General features: G+C 66.7%; 14 protein-coding genes. 3 read left to right on the top strand and 11 right to left on the bottom strand.

The window, feature by feature from the left end:
* Positions 1–105: 105 nt before the first annotated feature.
* The 9 genes from EBE87_RS10960 to EBE87_RS10920 form a co-directional block, all read right to left on the bottom strand.
* On the bottom strand, positions 106–1,809 hold the full coding sequence (locus EBE87_RS10960; RefSeq protein ID WP_233553067.1) for a M28 family peptidase: 1,704 nt from the start codon (positions 1,807–1,809) through the stop codon (positions 106–108).
* Positions 1,806–3,392, bottom strand: coding sequence for an ABC transporter substrate-binding protein (locus EBE87_RS10955; RefSeq protein WP_120636911.1), 1,587 nt, complete (start codon positions 3,390–3,392; stop codon positions 1,806–1,808). The genes EBE87_RS10960 and EBE87_RS10955 overlap by 4 nt, the downstream gene beginning before the upstream one ends.
* A 132-nt stretch (positions 3,393–3,524) precedes the next feature.
* Complete coding sequence (locus EBE87_RS10950) at positions 3,525–4,004, bottom strand: glutathione peroxidase (RefSeq protein WP_120636910.1); 480 nt, start codon at positions 4,002–4,004, stop codon at positions 3,525–3,527.
* Positions 4,005–4,160: 156 nt separating this feature from the next.
* Positions 4,161–5,312, bottom strand: a complete 1,152-nt coding sequence (locus EBE87_RS10945; RefSeq protein ID WP_158600813.1) for an acyltransferase family protein — start codon at positions 5,310–5,312, stop codon at positions 4,161–4,163.
* A gap of 22 nt (positions 5,313–5,334) precedes the next feature.
* Positions 5,335–6,582 carry a glycosyltransferase gene (locus tag EBE87_RS10940; RefSeq protein WP_120636908.1) on the bottom strand — a complete coding sequence of 416 codons (1,248 nt, stop codon included), beginning with the start codon at positions 6,580–6,582 and terminating at the stop codon, positions 5,335–5,337.
* Positions 6,583–7,012: 430 nt separating this feature from the next.
* Positions 7,013–7,579, bottom strand: a complete 567-nt coding sequence (locus tag EBE87_RS10935; RefSeq protein WP_233553066.1) for a DNA-3-methyladenine glycosylase — start codon at positions 7,577–7,579, stop codon at positions 7,013–7,015.
* Positions 7,580–7,699: 120 nt separating this feature from the next.
* Entirely contained in the window at positions 7,700–9,286 is a 1,587-nt protein-coding gene (locus EBE87_RS10930) for an ABC transporter substrate-binding protein (protein WP_120636906.1), read from the bottom strand.
* An 11-nt stretch (positions 9,287–9,297) separates the two neighbouring features.
* On the bottom strand, positions 9,298–10,815 hold the full coding sequence (locus tag EBE87_RS10925; protein ID WP_120636905.1) for a serine hydrolase domain-containing protein: 1,518 nt from the start codon (positions 10,813–10,815) through the stop codon (positions 9,298–9,300).
* A gap of 116 nt (positions 10,816–10,931) precedes the next feature.
* Positions 10,932–12,518 (bottom strand): ABC transporter substrate-binding protein, encoded by a 1,587-nt coding sequence (locus EBE87_RS10920; RefSeq protein ID WP_233553065.1) that lies wholly within the window; start codon positions 12,516–12,518, stop codon positions 10,932–10,934.
* 575 nt (positions 12,519–13,093) lie between these two features.
* Here EBE87_RS10920 and proV point away from each other — a divergent pair.
* From proV to EBE87_RS10905, 3 genes are all read left to right on the top strand, one after another.
* The gene (gene proV / locus EBE87_RS10915) at positions 13,094–14,341 is read left to right on the top strand and encodes a glycine betaine/L-proline ABC transporter ATP-binding protein ProV (RefSeq protein WP_233553064.1); all 1,248 of its coding nucleotides are present in this window, start codon (positions 13,094–13,096) and stop codon (positions 14,339–14,341) included.
* A gap of 11 nt (positions 14,342–14,352) precedes the next feature.
* A complete protein-coding gene (locus EBE87_RS10910; protein WP_120636902.1) occupies positions 14,353–15,267 on the top strand; it encodes an ABC transporter permease in 915 nt (304 codons plus the stop codon).
* A gap of 98 nt (positions 15,268–15,365) precedes the next feature.
* Complete coding sequence (locus EBE87_RS10905; RefSeq protein ID WP_199707131.1) at positions 15,366–16,244, top strand: glycine betaine ABC transporter substrate-binding protein; 879 nt, start codon at positions 15,366–15,368, stop codon at positions 16,242–16,244.
* 49 nt (positions 16,245–16,293) lie between these two features.
* Here the strand turns inward: EBE87_RS10905 and EBE87_RS10900 are convergent, their stop codons facing one another.
* Positions 16,294–17,925 carry an FGGY-family carbohydrate kinase gene (locus EBE87_RS10900; protein ID WP_120636901.1) on the bottom strand — a complete coding sequence of 544 codons (1,632 nt, stop codon included), beginning with the start codon at positions 17,923–17,925 and terminating at the stop codon, positions 16,294–16,296.
* A 30-nt stretch (positions 17,926–17,955) separates the two neighbouring features.
* Positions 17,956–18,765, bottom strand: a complete 810-nt coding sequence (locus EBE87_RS10895; protein WP_120636900.1) for a DeoR family transcriptional regulator — start codon at positions 18,763–18,765, stop codon at positions 17,956–17,958.
* Positions 18,766–18,887: the final 122 nt, after the last annotated feature.

The raw sequence follows: 18,887 nt of genomic DNA, 5'->3' as shown, positions 1-18,887 counted from the left end.
ATCCAAACTCATCAGCCTTGGCCAGCGGACTGGCCTGAAGGGAGATGGTACCCAAACTGGGCCGTAGCAAGGCAGGATCGCGCGGGGCAGCCCGGCCGGGGCCGTTCAGCCGGCGTCCAGCACCGCCTCGGCCTCCGCCAGGGCACGGGTCAGGCGGTTGCAGGCCCGCATGGCGCTGACGGTGGCGAAGCGCGCCGCATCGGAGCCCGGCTCGGCTTCCGCCAGGCTGCGCAGCGGCGAGAGCACCGGCCACGGCGGCTGCGGCAGCGCCGGGTCATGCGCGAGGCGGTCCCCCGCCACATAGTCCAGCGGCACCAGCACGCGGGACAGGCGCATCAGCAGCCGGTTCCGGGTGGCGGCATCCTCCGCCGGGCTGGCCGCCAGCCGCGCCAGCCGGTCCCGCAGCCGGGTGGCGGCGGCGAGCACCTCCGCCACCGGCAACTGATCCGCCAGCCTGGGCGCCAGTCCCTGCAGTTCCTCCAGTAGCGCATCAGCCTGGACGGCATGGTCCAGCGGCAGCACCGGGTCCGCCAGCAGCCGCCATGTGGCATGCAGCAGGATCTGGGTGTCGCGGACCTGATTGGCCTCGTCCACCTTGTCCAGCAGGTCCTGCGGCGTGTGCCACCACCAGCCCAGGGCATTGCGGAAGCCGTCCGGCTGGGCCGGCTGCATGCTGATGCTGCCGAAGATCGAGGGAATGCCGATTCCGGGGAAGGATTCGTCGCTGTTGCGGTTCTTGCGCCGCCCGGCATGGACCTGCCCGGACACGGCGGAGATGGCATCGGCGGCCAGGGCATTCAGCGGCGCCATGCAGCCGGCATCGCTCAGCACATCGGCGCCGATGCCGCCCAGGCTGTCCACGTTCACATGGGCGGCGCAGCGCCGCTCCAGCTCGGCCCAGTTCCGGTCGGCATACCAGGCGGAGCTGGAATACCGCCCGTGGGAATGGCCGGACCAGAAGCAGACCCGCAGCCCCCGCCGCCACTCCGCCCGCCGCGTGGCGCAGAGCCGCGCCACTTCCAGCATGCCGATATTGGCGGAGCCATTGTCCATCACACCGTGGTACCAGGTGTCCTGATGGCCGGAGAGCAGGATGAAGGGCGCCCCGGCATCACCGCGTGGCGCATCCAGCTCGCCCACCAGGATGGGCGTCTGGCGCCAGCCGGTGTCCACCTTGGCATGCAGCGTCACGCGCGGCGCATCGCCCTTGGCCAGACGGGCCGCCAGGGCCTCGCCATCCGCCTCGGAGATGGTGCAGACGGTGACGCTGGGCAGGTCGGCCACCGTTTCCAGCCCCGGATTACCCCAGACCGGCGAGATGCACATCTCATGCAGGTGCTCGTGCGGGCTGACATGCAGCACGCCCGCCGCGCCGGCGCGCGAGGCCCGCAACGCAACATCCGGGCTGGCGATGCCCCGCACCAACAGCAGTGCACCGCGCAGATTGGCGCCCGCGAATCGCGCCGCCTCCCCCGTACCCAGATCCACCAGCGGCCCATTGACGCCGTTGGGGCCAGAGGCACGAGACATGGAATGGGTGATGGCGGTCAGCGGTGCGCCATCCACCTCCACGCGCGCCGGACCGGGCAGGCTAATATAGGCGTCGTGCAGCAGCACCTGGGTGCGGTAGCCCGCCGCATCCAGCCGGGCCTGGAGGAAGCGGATGCCCTCCATCTCCTCCGGCGTGCCGGACAGCTTGACCCATTGGGCCAGCCCGGCCAGGTCCTGCATCATGCGCGGCCCATCCACTTCGGCCCGCAAACTCTCCAGCGTCATCCGCCCCGTCTCCTGCTGCACCACGGCGCTCATCTGGCAGGCCGGATGTTATCAGCGAAGGTAAAGGCATCGGCGCGCGGTGTCATGGTCAGGTCGCGGCGCAGGCCCCAGATGGCCTTGGTGAAATAGACCGGCACGATGGCGGAATCGCCAATGGCCTGCCGCGTCGCCTGCCGCACCAGTTCCACGCGCCTGGCGTCGTCGGGCTCAGCCTCGGCCTCGCTCACCATCCGGTCCACATCGGGATTGGAATAGCCGGTGTAGTTATTGCCCCCACGCCCACGGTCCCGGTCCATGGTCTGCGCCAGCGAGGACAGGGCCGAGGTCGCGAGGCCATTGGGAGAGCCATAGCCTGCCATGAAGGCCGCCACATCCGGCCCGCCATCAGGCGCGGCAGAGCGGCGCCGGAACAGGATAGAGATCGGCACCGTCTCCACGCGCGTCTGGATGCCGACGGCGCCCAGCATCTGGCCCAGTGTCTGGCAGACCTTGGCATCACCTGGATACCGGTCGTTGGAGCAGGCCAGGGTCATGTGGAAACCCTTGGGATAGCCAGCCTCCGCCAGCAGGGCGCGGGAACGGGCTGCGTCATAGGGTACAGGCTTCAGGCCGGGGTCGTGGTTGTCGAGGCCCGGGGCCATGAACTGGCCGGCCGGCTCGGCCGCGCCCTCCATGGCGCGCTCCGCGATCGCGCCGCGGTTGATGGCCTGGCTGAAAGCCTGCCGCACCCGCAGGTCCCGGAACGGGTTCCTGGGCAGGGGCTTGCCCGTCTCGTCCGTGACGAAGGGCGATTGCTCCCGCCCCATCTCGAGTTGCAGATAGATCATCATGATGGCCGTTGTGGACATCAGATGCGTGTTGCCGCCCTTCTCGACCCGGGTGGTCAGTCCCGGCGGCACCGCGTCGATCACGTCCAGGTCGCCGGCCAGCAGCGAGGCGACGCGCGCGCTGTCGCTGGGCACAAAGCGGAAATCCACCTTCTCCCAATGGGGCTGGTTTCCCCAGTAGTTCGGGTTGCGCGTCAGCGTCACGCCCTGGCCGGGGGTCCATTGGTCCCAGCGATAGGGGCCGGTGCCCAGGGCCGCCTTGCCCCGGAAGTCCTCCGGCTTGGCATCCCTGGTGGCGCGGGCGGAGACGATGCCGAAGGTAGCAAGGCTGAAGGTCAGCTGCGGCTGCGGCGTCCGCGTGCGGATGATGATGGTGCGTGACCCCTCCGCCTCCACCGACACCACTTCGCGCAGGTCGGATTTGTAGGTGAGCGGCGTCTCGGTGGCCTGGTTGCGGGCAATGGTATGCGCCACGTCCTCGGCCGTCAGGGGCGTTCCGTCATGGAAGGTCACGCCCTCCCGCAGCGTGAACTCCCAGGTATTCGGGCCGCGCATCCGCCATGCCGTGGCCAGGCCGGCCACCGGCTTCAGTGTCGCGTCCTGCAACAACAGCGGCTCGTAGATCTGCAGCGTGATGTTGCGGTTGGGCGAATAGGAACTGGCGGGATCGGCCACATCAAGTGCGGCCCGCACGCCGATTCGCAGCGCCTGCGCGGCAGCGGGGTCAGCATGGACGACTGCGAAAATCGCGGCAGCGCCCACGGCGGCGCGAAAGGACGTTGCTTTCATGCACGAAAGACAATCATGCGGCTCAGCGCGCCGCAACCGACTTTATGGAGGCATTGCCGTGATGAAATCTGGCACGCCAAGGGTTCCGGCGAAGCCCTGTTGGCGAGCCACGCAGGTAACCGGACCTCGCCGTCAGAGAAGCTTCTCGATCGCGCCCTGAATGGCGGCAGGCTTGGTGACCGGTGCGAACCGCGCCACCACTTCGCCCTGGCGGTCCACCAGGAACTTGGTGAAATTCCACTGGATGCGCCCGGTCCCGAGCAACCCGCGTCGCGCCTGCTTCAGGTGTTGAAAGACCGGATGCGCCCCCGCCCCATTCACCTCCACCTTGGCGAAGACAGGAAAGCTGGTGCGGTAGGTGGTGGCGCAGAATTCCGCGATGCTGCTGTCGTCGCCGGGCTCCTGCGCGCCGAACTGGTTGCAGGGGAAGGCCAGCACGGTGAAGCCGCGCGGGGCGAGTTGCTGTTGCAGCGCCTCCAGTCCCTCGTATTGCGGCGTGAAACCGCACCGGCTGGCGGTATTGACGATCAGCAATACCTTTCCACGGAACTCGGCCAGGGACGCTTCGGTGCCATCGGCGCGGCGGGCGGAAAGGTTATAGAGTTCGGGCATGCGGGCTCCTCCGCCACACTGATAGCAGGGCAGCCCGGCTGGCCGGAACTTCTCAGACCCAGCAACGAAACGCAGAGCACCAGATACGCCATGTCCGGGAGAACACATGGAATATCTGGCACCTTTGTTGGAAGCCGGCGGAGGTTTAGCCGGGCATCAAGCCGGCAGCGGCCGCGGCCGGCGGAGCTGGTGGATCAGTCGCTTCCCCGCCTGCACTCCTGGCTGCTCGATGACATAGTAGCTCAGAGCCGAAGTCAGGTAGGTCAGCACTACGGTCAGGACCAGGCCGACCGCATAGGCGAGGATAGCCTCAATACCTGTCGCCTGCGTATGCAGCAGATCCGGAAACAAGCCGAAGATATACAGCACCATGAAGTGAAGCAGGTAGGCACTGAAGCTCACCTTGCCCATCGCAGCTGCCGGCCGGTTCACCAGCACGCCCTTGTGGCGGGACAAGGCCAGCACCAGCACCACCAGGGGCAAGGACGCGGCATGTCCCGCCGGCATCAGCGACTGGCTGCCGATATACTTGCCGAATGGCAGGAAGGCCACGATGCAGAAGGACAGGATGGCGCCCGTGGCAATGAGGCCGCTATGCCGCTCGATGAAGGCCATCAGCCGTGGCGCATCCTTCATCATGAAATACGCCACGGCGCCGAGGGCGAAGATGCTGAACTGGTTCGGGAACCAGAAGAACAGGAAGTTGCTGATGGATTCCGCTGGATAATGAGGCGTGAAGGCACCAAGGACGGTGAGGTTGGCCACGGCCCCTAATACCAGACTGGCGGCCAGAGCGATCACGGCGCTGCGCAGGCTTGTTACCAGCGTCGCGAAAAGCGGGAACACGGCATAGAAGGTGAATTCCACGCTGATGCTCCAGCCGCCCGGCACCACGTTCCAGCTTCCTGGGGCGGTTAGCCAGGCAGGGTGCCAGGCATTGATGAAGACCGCCGTCCGCAGCGCCTGCATCGCATCAAAGCCTCCCGGCGGAGGGGAAATGACGAAGTACAGTATGCCAGCCGCATAATAGGCGGGAGCAATGCGGAAGAAGCGGCGCAGGAAGAATGCCCGCAGGCTGACCTCTCCCTTCGCGTTCCGTTCCGCATTCCAGGACATCATCAAGGTCAGGCAGCTTGCGATGAAGAACAACTGCACCCCGAACCAGCCGGAGGTCACCAGTTGCTTCACCCGGTAAGGCAACTCGGGGAACTCGTAAGCCAAGTGGCAGGCGATCACCATCAGCACGGCATAGCCACGCAGGCAATCGACGTACTGATAGTGCGGCTTTGCGGAATGGCTGTTGTTCAAGGCGGCGTTCCTGGTGCTGAGGTCAGGCGTCAGAGGCTCGCGGGGTTCCCCCAAGCCTGAGGGCCAGGAGATATGGCAGCGCCAGAACAACCAGCGGCAGGCAAAGCAGCCACACCAGGGTGAACTGCCCCTCCGTCGGGGCCAGCTTTCCTGCCTCCTCATTGCGGCTGCCGATAAGGCGTAGGAAAGCCCGGGCCTTCTCGTCCCAGCCGGCCTCATCTGAGCGGCGCAGCCCTCCTTCGCGCAGGCGCTGGTAGAGCGCGCTGTCCTCAGCCAGGGCCCGCATCGCAGCGGCGATCGCAGGCACGGAGTGCCCATCCACCACCAGCCCGTTCAGACCGTCCTGCACCGCATCCGTGCTGCCGCCGTCGCGTCCTGCCACCACGGGTAGGCCGCAGCGGTTGGCCTCCAGGAACACCAGGCCGAAACCCTCGGTATCTCCGTCCGGCATGCGCCGGTTCGGCATCACGAACACGTCGCCGAGCCGGTAGTGGTCGGCCAGTTCATGATCGGGAACGCGGCCCGCAAAGATCACCTTGCCGGTCAGGTTCTCCTCAGCCACGATCTGACGCAGCCTGGCTTCGTCCTCGCCCGAGCCAACCACCAGGAAGCGGGCTTCCGGGTCGGCTTCACTGATGCCGCGGAAGGCCCGGATGGCGTTGTCTACGCCCTTCTTCTCCACCAGCCGGCAGACAGAGATGAAGGTGAACCGCCCCTCCAGCCCGTAGCGTGCCACCAGCGCGGGCGGCTTGCCGGCCGGAAAGAAGGCCTGCTTGTTCACGCCATTCTGGATCATGGTGATCTGCTTGCCATGACCAGGGCCGAGCAGGTCATGGACCGCCTGCATCGTAAAGTTGCTCACCACGATGGTGACGTCGCTGTCCATGATCGCACGCCGGGCACGGGCATGCTCCGGGTCGTAGGAATCCGCGATGGTGATCTCTTCCCCGTGCACATAGACGGCGGTGGAGACGCCGGGCACCCAGCGCAAGACCTTGGCCAGCCAGCCAAAGGACAAGAGTTCGCCGATGCAGACAGTTCGCACCCCGCGGAAGACGACCAGGTTCAGGATAAGGCCAAGAACCCGCAGCCGGATGAAGAGATCGGACAGGATGAACGGCAGACGCCGCAGTCCCTGGAGGCTGCCTTGTTGCATGATGGTTCGCAACAAGGGAAGCCGGAACACGCGGTAGGGGGCGTTCGCGTCATGCGCTTCATGGCCCTCGATGACGGCGCCGTTCAGGTAATCTCTGCTGGGCGCCAGCACCATGAGGCGCTCCGGAGCATGGGCCGCAAGGTTGGCGTAAACGGAGGCGGAACCACCGAGAACGGGTGGGAAATTGCTGGCGACAAGAAGAACCCGAGGCTGAGACACCGCTATGAATCCCCAAGGTCTGGAAATTTTTTGCACTGAAAGAAAGTTGTTTACGCCGGAAGAAGTATCTACTTGTTTGTTATTGTGGGGAATTTGGCTGCTTTAGCAAGTCTTGTTGGTTGAGCAGCGGCGCTCAATTTTCCGGTGCTGGATGTATCCGTAAGCCCGGCGTCTTTTGTCTGTTGCCGCGGCACCGGCTGGTGGAGCGCACCTCGCCCAGAGGCGCGGGTTTCCAGCCCTCTCGAAGCTGCACCATCCCCCTCGCCGGGCCTCACAGATCTCACGCTCCCGCGAGCAGGTGTGGGCTGTAAAGTCGCGCCAGTTCCTAGGGCCGGAAGGGGCGGCTGAGAAAGGCGGAACCTGCCCAGCCAAAGCGCCAGGGCGTGTCGCCACCCCGGGTAAGACCGATGCGCGGGCCAGACACAACGTCGGGCGGAGCTTGGCCGGCGGAGATCAGGAAAGGCGGCTGATCAAGCGGCTTGCCATCCAAGGCACCGGTGATCCCCAGCGCCTGCGTCAGCCGCCCGGGGCCGGCGCAGAGCAGCCGTGGGTCGGCAACGCCGCGCCGCTGCCGCATGAGGTCCAGCCCTCGTACAGGCTCCAGGGCCCGGACCAGCACGGCGCTGCCCAAGGGCTTCTCACCGCAGACGATGTCGAAGCACCAGTGCAGGCCGTGGGAGCGGTAGACATAAGCATGGCCGGCCGGGCCGAACATGGCGGCGTTGCGCGCGGTAGGGCCGCGATAGCTATGGGAGGCCGGGTCGTGATGATCATAGGCCTCCGCTTCCACCACGATGCCGCCTACCCCACTGACCAGCAGCAAGGTGCCAATGAGGTCATGCGCGACCGCCGGGGCGGGGCGCTGGAAGAAGGAGCGTGGCAGTGAAAGCAAGTTGCTTCTCGGACACAGGGGGGCTGAGGCGCTACCTATAGCATCGGCTTCCGGCTGCGCCGGCCAAGGCATCGTCAACCCAGGCCGGCCTCATCCGCGCAATCAGCAGCCCTGCCCCATCTACTTCTTCTCGATGTTCCAGAAGACCATGACCGGCGCGCTCAGCACGCCGCTGATATTGCTCCGCCGGGCATAAGGCTGGTCGTATTGCCCCAGCACGCGGTAAGGTTGCATTTCCGCCAGCCGGCGGTGCAGCGCCTCGGTGGCGGCACGGCGGCCGTCCTCGTCCACCGCTTCTACCACCGCGTTCCGCAGCTTCTCCGCCTCGGCATCGCAGGGCCAGCCGGACCAGGCACGGTCGCAGGCCATGTTGGTGCCGATATTCGTCACCGGCGACTGCATGGTGGCGCCGGAGGCAGTGGTGACAAAGAGGTTCCAGCCACCCTGGTCCGGCGTCGAGCGGTTCTGCTGCCGCGTCGTCACCGTGCCCCAGTCGGCGAATTGCAGGTCGACGTTCAGGCCGATCTTCTTCAGCGTCTCCGCCGCCACCTCCGCCATGCGCCCGATGGGTGCGATGTCGTAGGAGGAACTCATCACCACCCGCTCACCCTTGTAGCCGCTCTCAGCCAGCAGCTTGCGGGCGGTTTCCAGGTTCGGTTTGGCAAAGGCTTCAGTGCCGGCCTCGGTGCCATTGGGGCTGCCGCAGACGAAATAGGATGCGCAGCGCTTCCACCACTGCTCATCGCCAAAGCCGGCGGCCAGGAAATCCGCCTGATCCGTCGCGTAGGCCAGGGCCAGCCGGGCGCGTGGGTCGTTGAAGGGCGGGTGCAGGTGGTTGGGCCGCAGCATCGCCTGGTTGGAGAGGTTGGAATAGCGCTCCACCTTCACATCGCGGTTACGGCTGATGACGGGGATCAGGTCCTGCCCCGGCTGCTCCCAGATATCGATCTCACCCGTCTGCAAGGCCGCCGCCGCCGTGGCAGGGTCAGGCATGATGGTCCACTCGACCCTGTCGAGCTTCACGACGCGCCCGCCAGCCAGGCCATCGGCAGGTTCGGAACGCGGGACGTAATCGGGGTTCCGATCATAGACCACACGCGCGCCGCTCTGCCATTCCGCGCGGTTGAAGCGGAAGGGGCCGCTGCCGATCGCCTCCGTCACCGGCTTCATCGGATCGGTCGCCGCATCGCTCTCGCGCATGATGGCCGGGATCTGCCCGACTGCCGAACCCAGCGCGAAGGGCACCATGCCGGTGGGCTTCTTCAGCCGCAGCGTGAAGCTGCGCTCGTCCTGCGCTTCCAACGCGGCGGTGTACTCAGCCATCTTGCCGCCGACCGTGTCGCGCTTCATCCAGCGCTGGAGAGAGGCGATGACATCACGCGTGGTCACGGGCTGCCCGTCGTGGAAGCGCAGGCCGTCACGCAGGCGGAAGCTCCATACCAGGTTGTCCGGCGAGGTCGAGACGCTCTCCACCATCTGCGGATGGGACTGGAGCTTGGAGTCCCAGGCGAAAAGCGTCTCATAGATCATCAGCCCGTGCATGCGGGTGATGACGATGGACGCGAAGACCGGGTCCAGGGTCTTAAGATCAGCGTGCGGCGCCACACGCAGCACGCGGTTCGGCGCCGGCTGCGCAGCGGCCCCATGGGCCAGCGTCAGGGCAATCGGCGCGGCAGCCAGCAACAACGCGATGCGTGAGCGATTCAAGGCCTGTCTCCTCAAGGATTCGGTCGCGTGAAATGCAGCACTCGCGCGCGATGGCTGGCAAGGCGCAAAGATCCATCCGCTTGCAGCCAAAGGCAGGGGCGATGCCGCCAGGGCCCATGCACAAGGTCGGCCAGCGCACGCCCACCGGGCAGGGCTGTCAGCCTGGTCTCGGCACCGTTGCCGCCTGCCCAGGGCAGCCGCGCCGTGCCGTCAGCACGGATCGTCACGGCAAGGCCGTAGTGTTCCTCACGCCAGTCTCCGACCAGCGCCGGGTCAAGACGCTGCTCCGGCGACACGCGCAGGAAACGCCGCTCGGCGCCGCCGACCTGCCCCGCCAACACATCCTGCCCCTCCGCCTGCAGGCGGATGTCGAGATAAGCGGGAAGGCTGCGGGCGCCGCCATCGGGCTCCGCCACCAGCCGCTCGTAACCGCCCATGAAGCTGATGGAATCCGGTGTTGTCTCAGCCCAGAAAGGCCCCTCGGCCGAGGCGAAGAGTCCGGTGGGGAGGTCACGGACCGGTTCAGGCAGCGGCTGCTCCAGCAAGGACGCCAGCACGGTCATCGCCGGCCAAAGGGCATCCTCCTCCCGGTTCGTCAGCACCACCACGCCGAGACCACGCTGGGGCGCGAGCAGGAAATGGTTGCGGTAGCCAGGCAGCGAGCCACCGTGGCCCAGCAACTCCTCATTGCCCAGCCTGCTGCGCACGAGCCCAAGGCCGTAGACGCTTTCCGCCCCATCCACGAAGAACCTTGGCGCGGCAAGCTGCTCCAGCACCCCTGACAGCGGCCCCTGGCCCGTCATCAGCGCCACCAGCCAGCGTGCCAGCGCCGCCGCGCTCCCGGCCAGCCCACCGGAGGCGGAGAAATGCATGCCATAGCGCCCGCGCCGCCAGGAAGCGCCATCCCACCAATACCCTGTGGCGAGACCCGGCACGGCTTCCGTCTCGTCCTCGGGAAAGCGGATAGGCAGGTCGAGCGGTGCCAGCAGACGGCGTCGCAGCGCTTCGGCGTAAGCCACGCCGCGCTGGGCAGGAAAGATCGACTGCGCCAGACGCCAGCCTGTATTGGAATAGGCCATCTCCGTGCCGGGCGCGGCGTTCAAGCCCGGCAGGTGGCGGGCAACTTCCAGAATCTCGGCGGCATTCAGGCCGGCGGTATAGGGCACGCCCTGCTGCCACAGCACTTCCATCATGTCCGGCAGCGCGGCGGTCATATCCAGCGCACGGCCGAGCGGCACCGCGCCTATCGCCGCCGGAAGGCCTTCCAGCAGCACGCCAAGCGGCGCCTCCAGCGGCAGTTCTTCCAGCAGCGCCGTGGCGGCAAGGAAATGCTTGCTGATGGAGGCGTAGCGGTTCGGCGTATCCGGCGTGAAGGGAATCGCATGCTCAAGGCTGGCGAAGCCGCCGGATGCCGCATGGCGGATGCCCGCGCTATCGAACAGCAGAATGGCACCGCCCGGCCCCGCAGCTTCGCTCCAGGCCCGCGCGAGGCGATCGGCTTCAGTGGTGGCGCGGGTCCAGTCGGGCATGTGGCGACCTCTTGACGAAGGTGGGGAACGGCTTCAGCGGGGACAACATTCCCCCAGCCTTTCCGCCCTTCGTCAATCGCCAAGGCGCTGTTTCGCTGTGGCGCGGCCGCCGTTCCTCAGGCCAGGAAGACGTCATCGTAGCTGGCATGGTTGCCGGTGCCGAGCTGCACGGCGTTGTGCAGCCGCTTGTCCGTCACCGTCGGGTAATTCACTTCCACCACCCAGAGCAGCGGCACATCCTCCACCAGGATCTTCTGGACATCGGAGAAGGCGGCACGCCGCTCCGCCTCCGTCGCGCCGGTGCGCGCCTTGGCGAACAGCTCGTCCACCTTGGGGTTCGAATAGCCGGCAGTGTTCGTGAAGAGAATCTTCTGGATATTGGAGGACACATAGCTTCGCTCCACGCCCAGGGTCGGGTCGCCGTACTGGTAGAGGACGTTCGATGTCGCCTCGTAATCCCAGTTGGCGATGCGCGAAGCCCAGGTGCCGGCATCCGTGGATTCCAGCGTCACGTCGAAGCCGATGCGCCGCATCGCCTGGCGGAAATACTCGCCCATGCGCGTCCAGATCTCGCCATAAGGCGGGATGACATACTTGAAGGCGCCGCGGTTGCCCTGGGCATTGGGCTTCAGCCCTACCTCGTCCAGCAGCGCATTGGCCCTGGCCACATCGAACGGCGCCAGCGTGGCGCTGGCATCGTAGAAGCGGGTGGTGGAGGCCACCGGCCCCGTCGCGGCCTTGCCAAGGCCAAACCAAAGCCGCTCCACGATGAACTTGCGGTCCAGCGCCATGCTCATGGCCTGCCGCACCCGCTTGTCATCGAAGGGCTTCACGCGGTGGTTCATCTCGAACCAGAAGAGCGGCGAGAAATACTCCCAGCCCTTGGTTGTGACATTGAGATTCGGCGCCTGCCGCAGCGCGGGGATGTCGAAAGGCTCGATATCCGTCGCGGTGCTCATATGCACCTGGCCGCTCTCGATGGCGAGGCGGCGGCTCTGCCCATCCGGGATCACGCGCCAGATGATGCCGTCCAGATAAGGCTGGCCCGGCTTCCAGTAATCCGCGAAGCGCTCCATGCGCACGAAGTTGCCGCGCTGCCACTCGGCGAAACGGAAGGGGCCGGTGCCGATCGGCTTCAGATTGGCCGGGTTGGCGCGGATATCGGTGCCGTCATAGACATGCTTAGCGACGATGGGCAGCGCCGTGGCATCGAAGCACAGCAGGAAGGGCTGGAAGGCCTGCTTCAGCACGAAGCGCACCGTCAGCGGGTCGGGCGCCGTGGCCTCGGAAATACCGGCGATCACGCCGCGCAGGCGGGGTGCGATCTCCCGGTTGAAGGTCATTACCGAGTAGAGGACATCCTCCGAGGTGAAGGGGCGCCCGTCGTGCCACTTCACGTTCTCCTGCAGCCTGAAGACGTATTCCAGCCCATCGGGGCTGACCGTCCAGCTCTTGGCCAGTTCGGGCAGCGGTTCCAGGCTCGGGGAGAACTTCAGCAGGCCCTGCGTGATCTTGCTGCCGCAGATCAGCGTCGGCGTCTGGTTATTAACGCCGATCTGCAGGATCGGCGGCTCCGGGTTCAGGATGACGTTCAGCACGCCACCCCGCTTGGGCTGAACGCCCTGTGCCAGCGCGGCCGAGGCCGACATGAGCATAGGTGAGGTGCCGATCCCGGCGAGCAGATGGCGGCGCGTCAGGCTCATGGCGGTCTCCGTCATGTGGACGCGCGAACGCTAGGATGAAAGCGCCGCCGCTGGGAAGCGCTAACCACGCCATGAGGCCCCCTCCGCGAAAGGCCCTCCCCGCCTGGTCATCCGCACGCCCGGCGGAAGATATCCACAGTTTCGGGGGATAGCCCTGTGGATGAATAGGTGGACAAATTTTTCTGCACTTTGTGGCCGGATAACGCACCTCGAGGTACCCACGGTGCCGGGAGACCACGAACAAACTGCAGATCAGAAGAAATGAGCCACGGGCAGAAACGGGCAGATCAAGAAGCAGCAATGTGAACACATGTTTTCGGTGCCGGACCCAAAATTTTCTCTGCTGCTTTGCTTATTGATACCTGATGCTCAAGCCTTGCTGGCCGGGAGCTCCATGGGACTGGACATGCCCGCAGATATGCTTTAGGCATCCCTTCGATTTGGCACAGAACAATTGTGTCTTTTTAGGGGCACTATGACGTGCCCAGCAGTCGCCCGGACTAGCGGATGGCTGCGCTTCGCTCAACCCGATGGAGGTGATGCCGCCGCGTGGCGCGCGGCAGCCCGGAGAATCAATGACTGCCCCGACCCCCACCCTCGACAGGGCGGCCGGCGATGACGCCGTTGCCCCAGTAAAGATCGCACTCCGTAACGTCTTCAAGGTTTTCGGTAACCGTCCCGAGGCCGCCCTGCGCATGGTGCGCGAAGGCCAGGACAAGGCTGCCGTGCATGCCCAGACCGGCTGCACCATCGGCGTCCATGACGCCAGCTTCGAGATCCGCGCCGGCGAAATCTTCGTCATCATGGGCCTCTCAGGTTCCGGCAAGTCCACCCTGCTGCGCCTGCTCAACCGGTTGATCGAGCCTTCCTCCGGCGAGATCCTGATCGATGGCCGAGACATCGCGAAGATGTCCCGCCGCGAGCTGACGGCGCTGCGCCGGGCCGAGATGGGCATGGTCTTCCAGTCCTTCGCCCTGCTGCCCAACCGCAGCGTGCTGGACAACGCGGCCTTCGGCCTGGAAGTGGCCGGCATGGCCCAGGCCGAGCGCCATGCCAAGGCCCGCGCCGCGCTGGAAGGCGTCGGTCTCGGCGCCTATGCCGACAGCAAGCCAGACCAGCTTTCCGGCGGCATGAAGCAGCGTGTTGGCCTCGCCCGTGCCCTGGCGGGCGAGCCCAGCATCCTGCTGATGGATGAAGCCTTCTCGGCCCTCGACCCCTTGATCCGCGCGGAGATGCAGGACGAGTTGCTGCGCCTGCAATCCGAGCACAGCCGCACCATCGTCTTCGTCAGCCATGACCTGGACGAGGCCATGCGGATCGGCGACCGCATCGCCATCATGCAGCATGGACGCGTGGTGCAGGTCGGCACGCCGGACGAGATCGTGACCAATCCGGCCAATGACTACGTGCGCTCCTTCTTCCGCAACGTCGATGTCGCCCAGGTCTTCCGCGCCGGAGACATTGCCGCCGAAACGCATATGCCGATGATCGAGCGCCGCCACACCGCCCTGCCGGCCGCGCTGGAGCGGCTGCGCAACCACAAGCGCGACGTCGCCATCGTGATCGGCCGCGACAGGAAGTATCACGGTATGGTCACCGTGGATTCGCTGGAGGATGCCGCGCGGCGCCCGGAGCAGGACGTCTACCGGCAAGCCTTGCTGCCGCATGTCGAGCCCATCGCAGCCAATGAGATGCTGTCGGACGTGATGGGCCGGGTTGCGGAAAGCCCGCACCCCCTGCCGGTGGTCGATGAGGAGCAGCGCTACCTCGGTTCGATCAGCAAGACCGCACTGCTGCAAACGCTCGACCGCAGCGGCAACTGAGGAGAATCCCCTTGCAGGATCTCGATCTCCATATCGGCGAGGGCGCCGATGCGGTCGTGAACTTCATTCTCGACCACTTCACCCCGGCGCTGGATGCCATTGCCGCCACCATCGGCTTCGTCACGGATGGCGTGCGGGACGCGCTGGTCTTCGCGCCGGCGCCGCTGACCATCGCCGTCATCGCGCTGCTGGCCTTGTGGCGCGTGGGCTGGAAATTCGCCATCTTCGCCGTGGCCGCGCTGATGCTGATCAGCGGCATGGGCCTCTGGGACCGGATGATGGAAACCCTGTCCCTGGTGCTCGCCGCCACCGGTATCGCCATGGTGCTGGGCATTCCGCTCGGCATCGCCATGGCGCGCAGCCGCGCGGTGCAGGCCGTGGCGCGGCCGCTGCTGGACCTGATGCAGACCATGCCGGCCTTCGTCTACCTGATTCCGGCGGCGATGTTCTTCGGCCTCGGCGCCGTGCCGGGCACCATCGCCACCGTGATCTTCGCCATGCCGCCGGTGGTACGCCTGACCAACCTGGGCATCCGGCAGGTGCATCATGAGTTCATTGAGGCCGGGCAGGCCTTCGGCTGCACGCCGATGCAGTTGCTGCTGAAGGTGCAGGTGCCGAATGCCTTGCCCTCCATCATGGCGGGCGTGAACCAGACCATCATGCTTTCGCTGTCGATGGTGGTGATCGCCTCCATGATCGGTGCCGGCGGGCTGGGCAATACGGTGTTGACCGGCATCCAGCGGCTGGATGTGGGCACGGGCTTCGAGGGCGGGCTCGCCGTCGTGGTGCTGGCCGTGCTGCTCGACCGCATCACCCAGAGCTTCAGTGCCGAGCCGCAGGGCTTCAGCCTCAGGCGCCTGCGCACCGTCTTCGCCCGTGGCGATGAGGCGGAGCCCTCCGGCACGCTGGTCGCCCGCAAGGCGTGACCGCGGCGGGGGCCGCCGGGCCCCTGCCCCTCCTTTTTTCCTGATTTACCCTCGGGCGCGCCCCTTGGCCGCGCCCGCAAGCAGAAGGATGCCGATGCATGATCGCCATCAACAAGCGCCAGTTCCTCACCGCCGGTATGGGCCTGGCCGCCGGCCTCGCCACGGGCTTCCGCCCGGCGTTCGCCCGCTCCGGCGGCATCAAGCTCGGCTTCGCGCCCTGGGCGGATGCCGAGTTCATCACCCGCCTCGCCGCCAAGCTGATCGAGGACCGGCTCGACACCAAGGTGGAGCTGATCCAGACCGATGTCGCGCCGCTCTACCAGGGCGTCACGCGCGGTGACGTGGACGCCATGCTGATGTCCTGGCTGCCGAAGACGCATGAGGATTACTACAAGCGCGTCGAAGGCAAGGTGGAGCGCCTGGGCACCCTTTATGGCGATGCCAAGCTGGGCTGGGTGGTGCCGAAGTATGTGCCGGAGAGCGAGCTGGCTTCCATCGAGGATCTCGCCAAGCCGGCGGTGCAGGAGAAGCTGGGTGGGCGCATCCAGGGCATCGAGCCCGGCGCCGGCCTGACGCGCCTGTCGCAGGATACGCTGAAGGCCTACGGGCTGAATGGCTACAAGCTGCAGGAATCCAGCGAGGCCGCGATGATCTCGATAGTCAACCGCCAGATGCGCGGCAAGAACTGGATCGTGGCGACGGCCTGGAGCCCGCACTGGATGTTCGGCAAGTATGAGCTGCGTTACCTGGCCGACCCCAAGGGCGCGCTGGGCGCGGCCGAGGAAGTGGTGGGCCTGGGCCGCCCTGGCCTGAAGAAGGATCGCCCGGAGGTTGCCGCCTTCCTCTCCAAGCTGAACATGCCGCTGGATGAGCTGGAAGCCGCGATGCTGGTGGCCCAGGAGGAAAGCACCGATGCCGCCGTTTCGAAGTATATCGACGAGCATGGCCAGCGGGTGAACGGCTGGTTCGCCGCCTGAGGCAAAGCAAGCTGCCGCCGCGCCCCGGCCGGGGCGCGGCGATGGCAACTCAGCCGGCCATGAGGCTGCGATAGGCCATCTGGTCCTCGTGCATGCGCAGGAAGACGGCGTATTTGGCGTCGTGGTAGCGCCGCGCGGCCTCGGAGGCCGGCTGCACCACGCGCCCGGCGCGGCTCATCGCCGCCATAGCGGCGGGCAGGTCCGGATGGACGCCGCCGGCCACCGCGCCCAGCATGCTGGCGCCCAGCAGGATGGCCTCCGGCTCGGCGGGCAGCACGATGCGGCAGCCGGTGGCGTCGGCATGTTCCCGCAGAAAGACCGGGTTCTTGGTACCGCCGCCACAGGCCAGCACCGTGTCGATGGCATAGCCCTGGCCGTTCAACGTCTCGATGATATGCCGGGTGCCATAGGCGATGGCCTGCACCGTGGCGAGGTAGAGCAGCGCCAGGTCCTCCGCCGTGGCGGAAAGCCCCAGCCCGGACACCATCCCGCGCAGCGAGGCATCGGCGCGCGGGGAGCGGTTGCCGTGGAAATCCGGCATCACATGCAGATGTTCCGTCAGCAGCGCCGGGAAGGGCAGCGGCGCCGCCATCTCCTCCAGCAACTCGTTCAGCCGTTGGTAGATGGTGATGCCGGCCTGAGCCGCTTCCTCCGCCAGGGCGGGATAGGCGGCATGAGTGGTGATGACATGGTCCACCAGCGCGCCGGTGGCGGATTGCCCGCCCTCGTTCAGCCAGAGGCCCGGCTGCATGGCGGAGAAATAGGGGCCCCAGACGCCCGGCACGAAGCGCGGCTCGGCCGAGACGGCCATGTGGCAGCTTGAGGTGCCGCCCACCAGTGCCAGGCGGCGCAGCAGCGCCTGCTCATCCGGCGCCTGCCCGTCCAGCGCGGCGCCGATGACGCCCAGCCCGCCGGCATGGGCATCGATGGCGGAAGTGCCGACGGGAATGCCGGCCGGCAGCCCCAGCTCCGTGGCCGCCGTGGCGCTCAGCCCGCCCGGGATGGGCTGGCCCACCGGCAGGATCTCGGTGCCGATGCGCTGGAAGCCCTCGGCGGCGAGATCCTCCAGCCCGATGGCACGGAAGAAGCCTTCGTCCCAGCGCCCTTCACGCCCCAGATAGGTCCATTTGCAGACGGTGGAGCAGAGCGAGCGCGTGGTGCTGCCAGTGGCCCGCCAGGTCAGGAAATCCGGAAGGTCCAGGAACAGCGCGGCACGCGCCCAGGCTTCCGGCAGGTGGTGCTTCAGCCAGAGCAGCTTGGGCGTCTGCATTTCCAGCGAGACACGGCCGCCGACATAGCGCAGCACGTCATGCCCGCCGGCATTGATGCGCTCGGCCTCCGCTGCCGCGCGGTGGTCCATCCAGACCACCGTATCCTGCTCTGGCTCGCCATCCTGGCTGATGGAGACGGGGTCCCCAGCGGCATCCAGCGCCACAAGGGAGCAGGTGGCATCAAAGCCGATGCCGCGCACCCGTATAGGGCCCAGTTCCGCCAGGGCATTGCGTACCGCGGCGCAGACCGCTGCCCAGATATCGGTGGAGGATTGCTGCGCGAAGCCTGGGCGTGGCCGCCACATGCGGATGGGCTGCGCCGCCTGGGCCAGCATGGTGCCGTGCGGGGCGAAGGCGCCGGCGCGGGCGCTGCCGGTGCCCACATCCACGCCGATGACGATGTCCTGCATTGCGGCAATCCTGTGCTGTCGACGGCGGGGTTAGGAACCGGCGCCCGCTGCGTCAAGCCGCGCCCCGGCGCGTGCCAGGGCCGTAGCGGGCTCCGGACGGTTCAGCGCGCTGGTCACGATCCGGTCGAAGGCCGTGACGGGGGCGAAATAGGCCGGCTTCAGCTTGCCCAGCTTGGAGGCATCCACCACCAGAAACGAATGCGCGGCGGAAGCCAGCGCCACCTGCTTCACCGGCACCTCGTTGAAATTGGTGCAGGTCACGCCCCGCGTGGCATGCACCCCACCGGCCGAGATAAAGGCCTTGTTGATGCGCAGGCGGCGCAGGTTGGCCAGCGCCTCATCCGAGGCGAAGGTGGCGGAAGCGGGATGATAGAGCCCGCCCAGCAGCACAAGCTGCGTCCTCTCCCGCCGGCTCAGCAGCGTCACGATGTTCAGGGCATAGCAGAGCACCGTCAGGGACAGTCCAGGCGGCAGGGCCTCGACGAAATGCGGCATGGTGGTGCCGCAGTCGATGAAGATGGTGTCGCCATCCTCCACCAGCGTGGCGGCACGCCGGGCAGCCTGGCGCTTGGCGCTGGCGTGGCTGTCCTGCTCACGCTCGAGGGCATAGGGGCTGCGGCCGGAAGGATCGCCCAGCGGCACCACATGGCCACCCAGCAGGGTGAAGGGCTGTCCGGGCTTGGCAAGGTCCCGCCGCAGGGTCATGGAGGAGACGCCCAATGCTGCTGCGGCGCTTTCCAGCCGGGCCGGTCCGCCCTGGCGCAGCATCTCCCCCAGCTGCGCGAGCCGGGCAGTGCGCCGCACACCCGCCACCCCCTGCACCCCGCCGCCTTGTGACATTCACCCTCCTCGCATAGCCCCCGCTTGACGATCGGGGCCGTTAATGTGACGATTATAACAAGAGTTATGAAACTAACAAATTAAGGGATAGCGGATGACACGGCCGCGCACCCCGAGGACGC

The sequence above is a fragment of the Teichococcus wenyumeiae genome, assembly GCF_003696345.1.
GTDB lineage: Bacteria > Pseudomonadota > Alphaproteobacteria > Acetobacterales > Acetobacteraceae > Pseudoroseomonas > Pseudoroseomonas wenyumeiae.
The sequence above is the reverse complement of the archived record's forward strand: the minus strand, read 5'-3'. Positions and strand labels throughout refer to the sequence as shown.

What these genes read in the sequence shown, in the direction of transcription:
- EBE87_RS10960 (WP_233553067.1), bottom strand. Translation starts at nt 1,809, where the DNA reads ATGAGCGCCGTGGTGCAGCAGGAGACGGGGCGGATGACGCTGGAGAGT.
- EBE87_RS10955 (WP_120636911.1), bottom strand. Translation starts at nt 3,392, where the DNA reads ATGAAAGCAACGTCCTTTCGCGCCGCCGTGGGCGCTGCCGCGATTTTC.
- EBE87_RS10950 (WP_120636910.1), bottom strand. Translation starts at nt 4,004, where the DNA reads ATGCCCGAACTCTATAACCTTTCCGCCCGCCGCGCCGATGGCACCGAA.
- EBE87_RS10940 (WP_120636908.1), bottom strand. Translation starts at nt 6,582, where the DNA reads ATGGTGCTGGCGCCCAGCAGAGATTACCTGAACGGCGCCGTCATCGAG.
- EBE87_RS10925 (WP_120636905.1), bottom strand. Translation starts at nt 10,815, where the DNA reads ATGCCCGACTGGACCCGCGCCACCACTGAAGCCGATCGCCTCGCGCGG.
- EBE87_RS10920 (WP_233553065.1), bottom strand. Translation starts at nt 12,518, where the DNA reads ATGAGCCTGACGCGCCGCCATCTGCTCGCCGGGATCGGCACCTCACCT.
- proV (WP_233553064.1), top strand. Translation starts at nt 13,094, where the DNA reads ATGACTGCCCCGACCCCCACCCTCGACAGGGCGGCCGGCGATGACGCC.
- EBE87_RS10905 (WP_199707131.1), top strand. Translation starts at nt 15,366, where the DNA reads ATGATCGCCATCAACAAGCGCCAGTTCCTCACCGCCGGTATGGGCCTG.
- EBE87_RS10900 (WP_120636901.1), bottom strand. Translation starts at nt 17,925, where the DNA reads ATGCAGGACATCGTCATCGGCGTGGATGTGGGCACCGGCAGCGCCCGC.
- EBE87_RS10895 (WP_120636900.1), bottom strand. Translation starts at nt 18,765, where the DNA reads ATGTCACAAGGCGGCGGGGTGCAGGGGGTGGCGGGTGTGCGGCGCACT.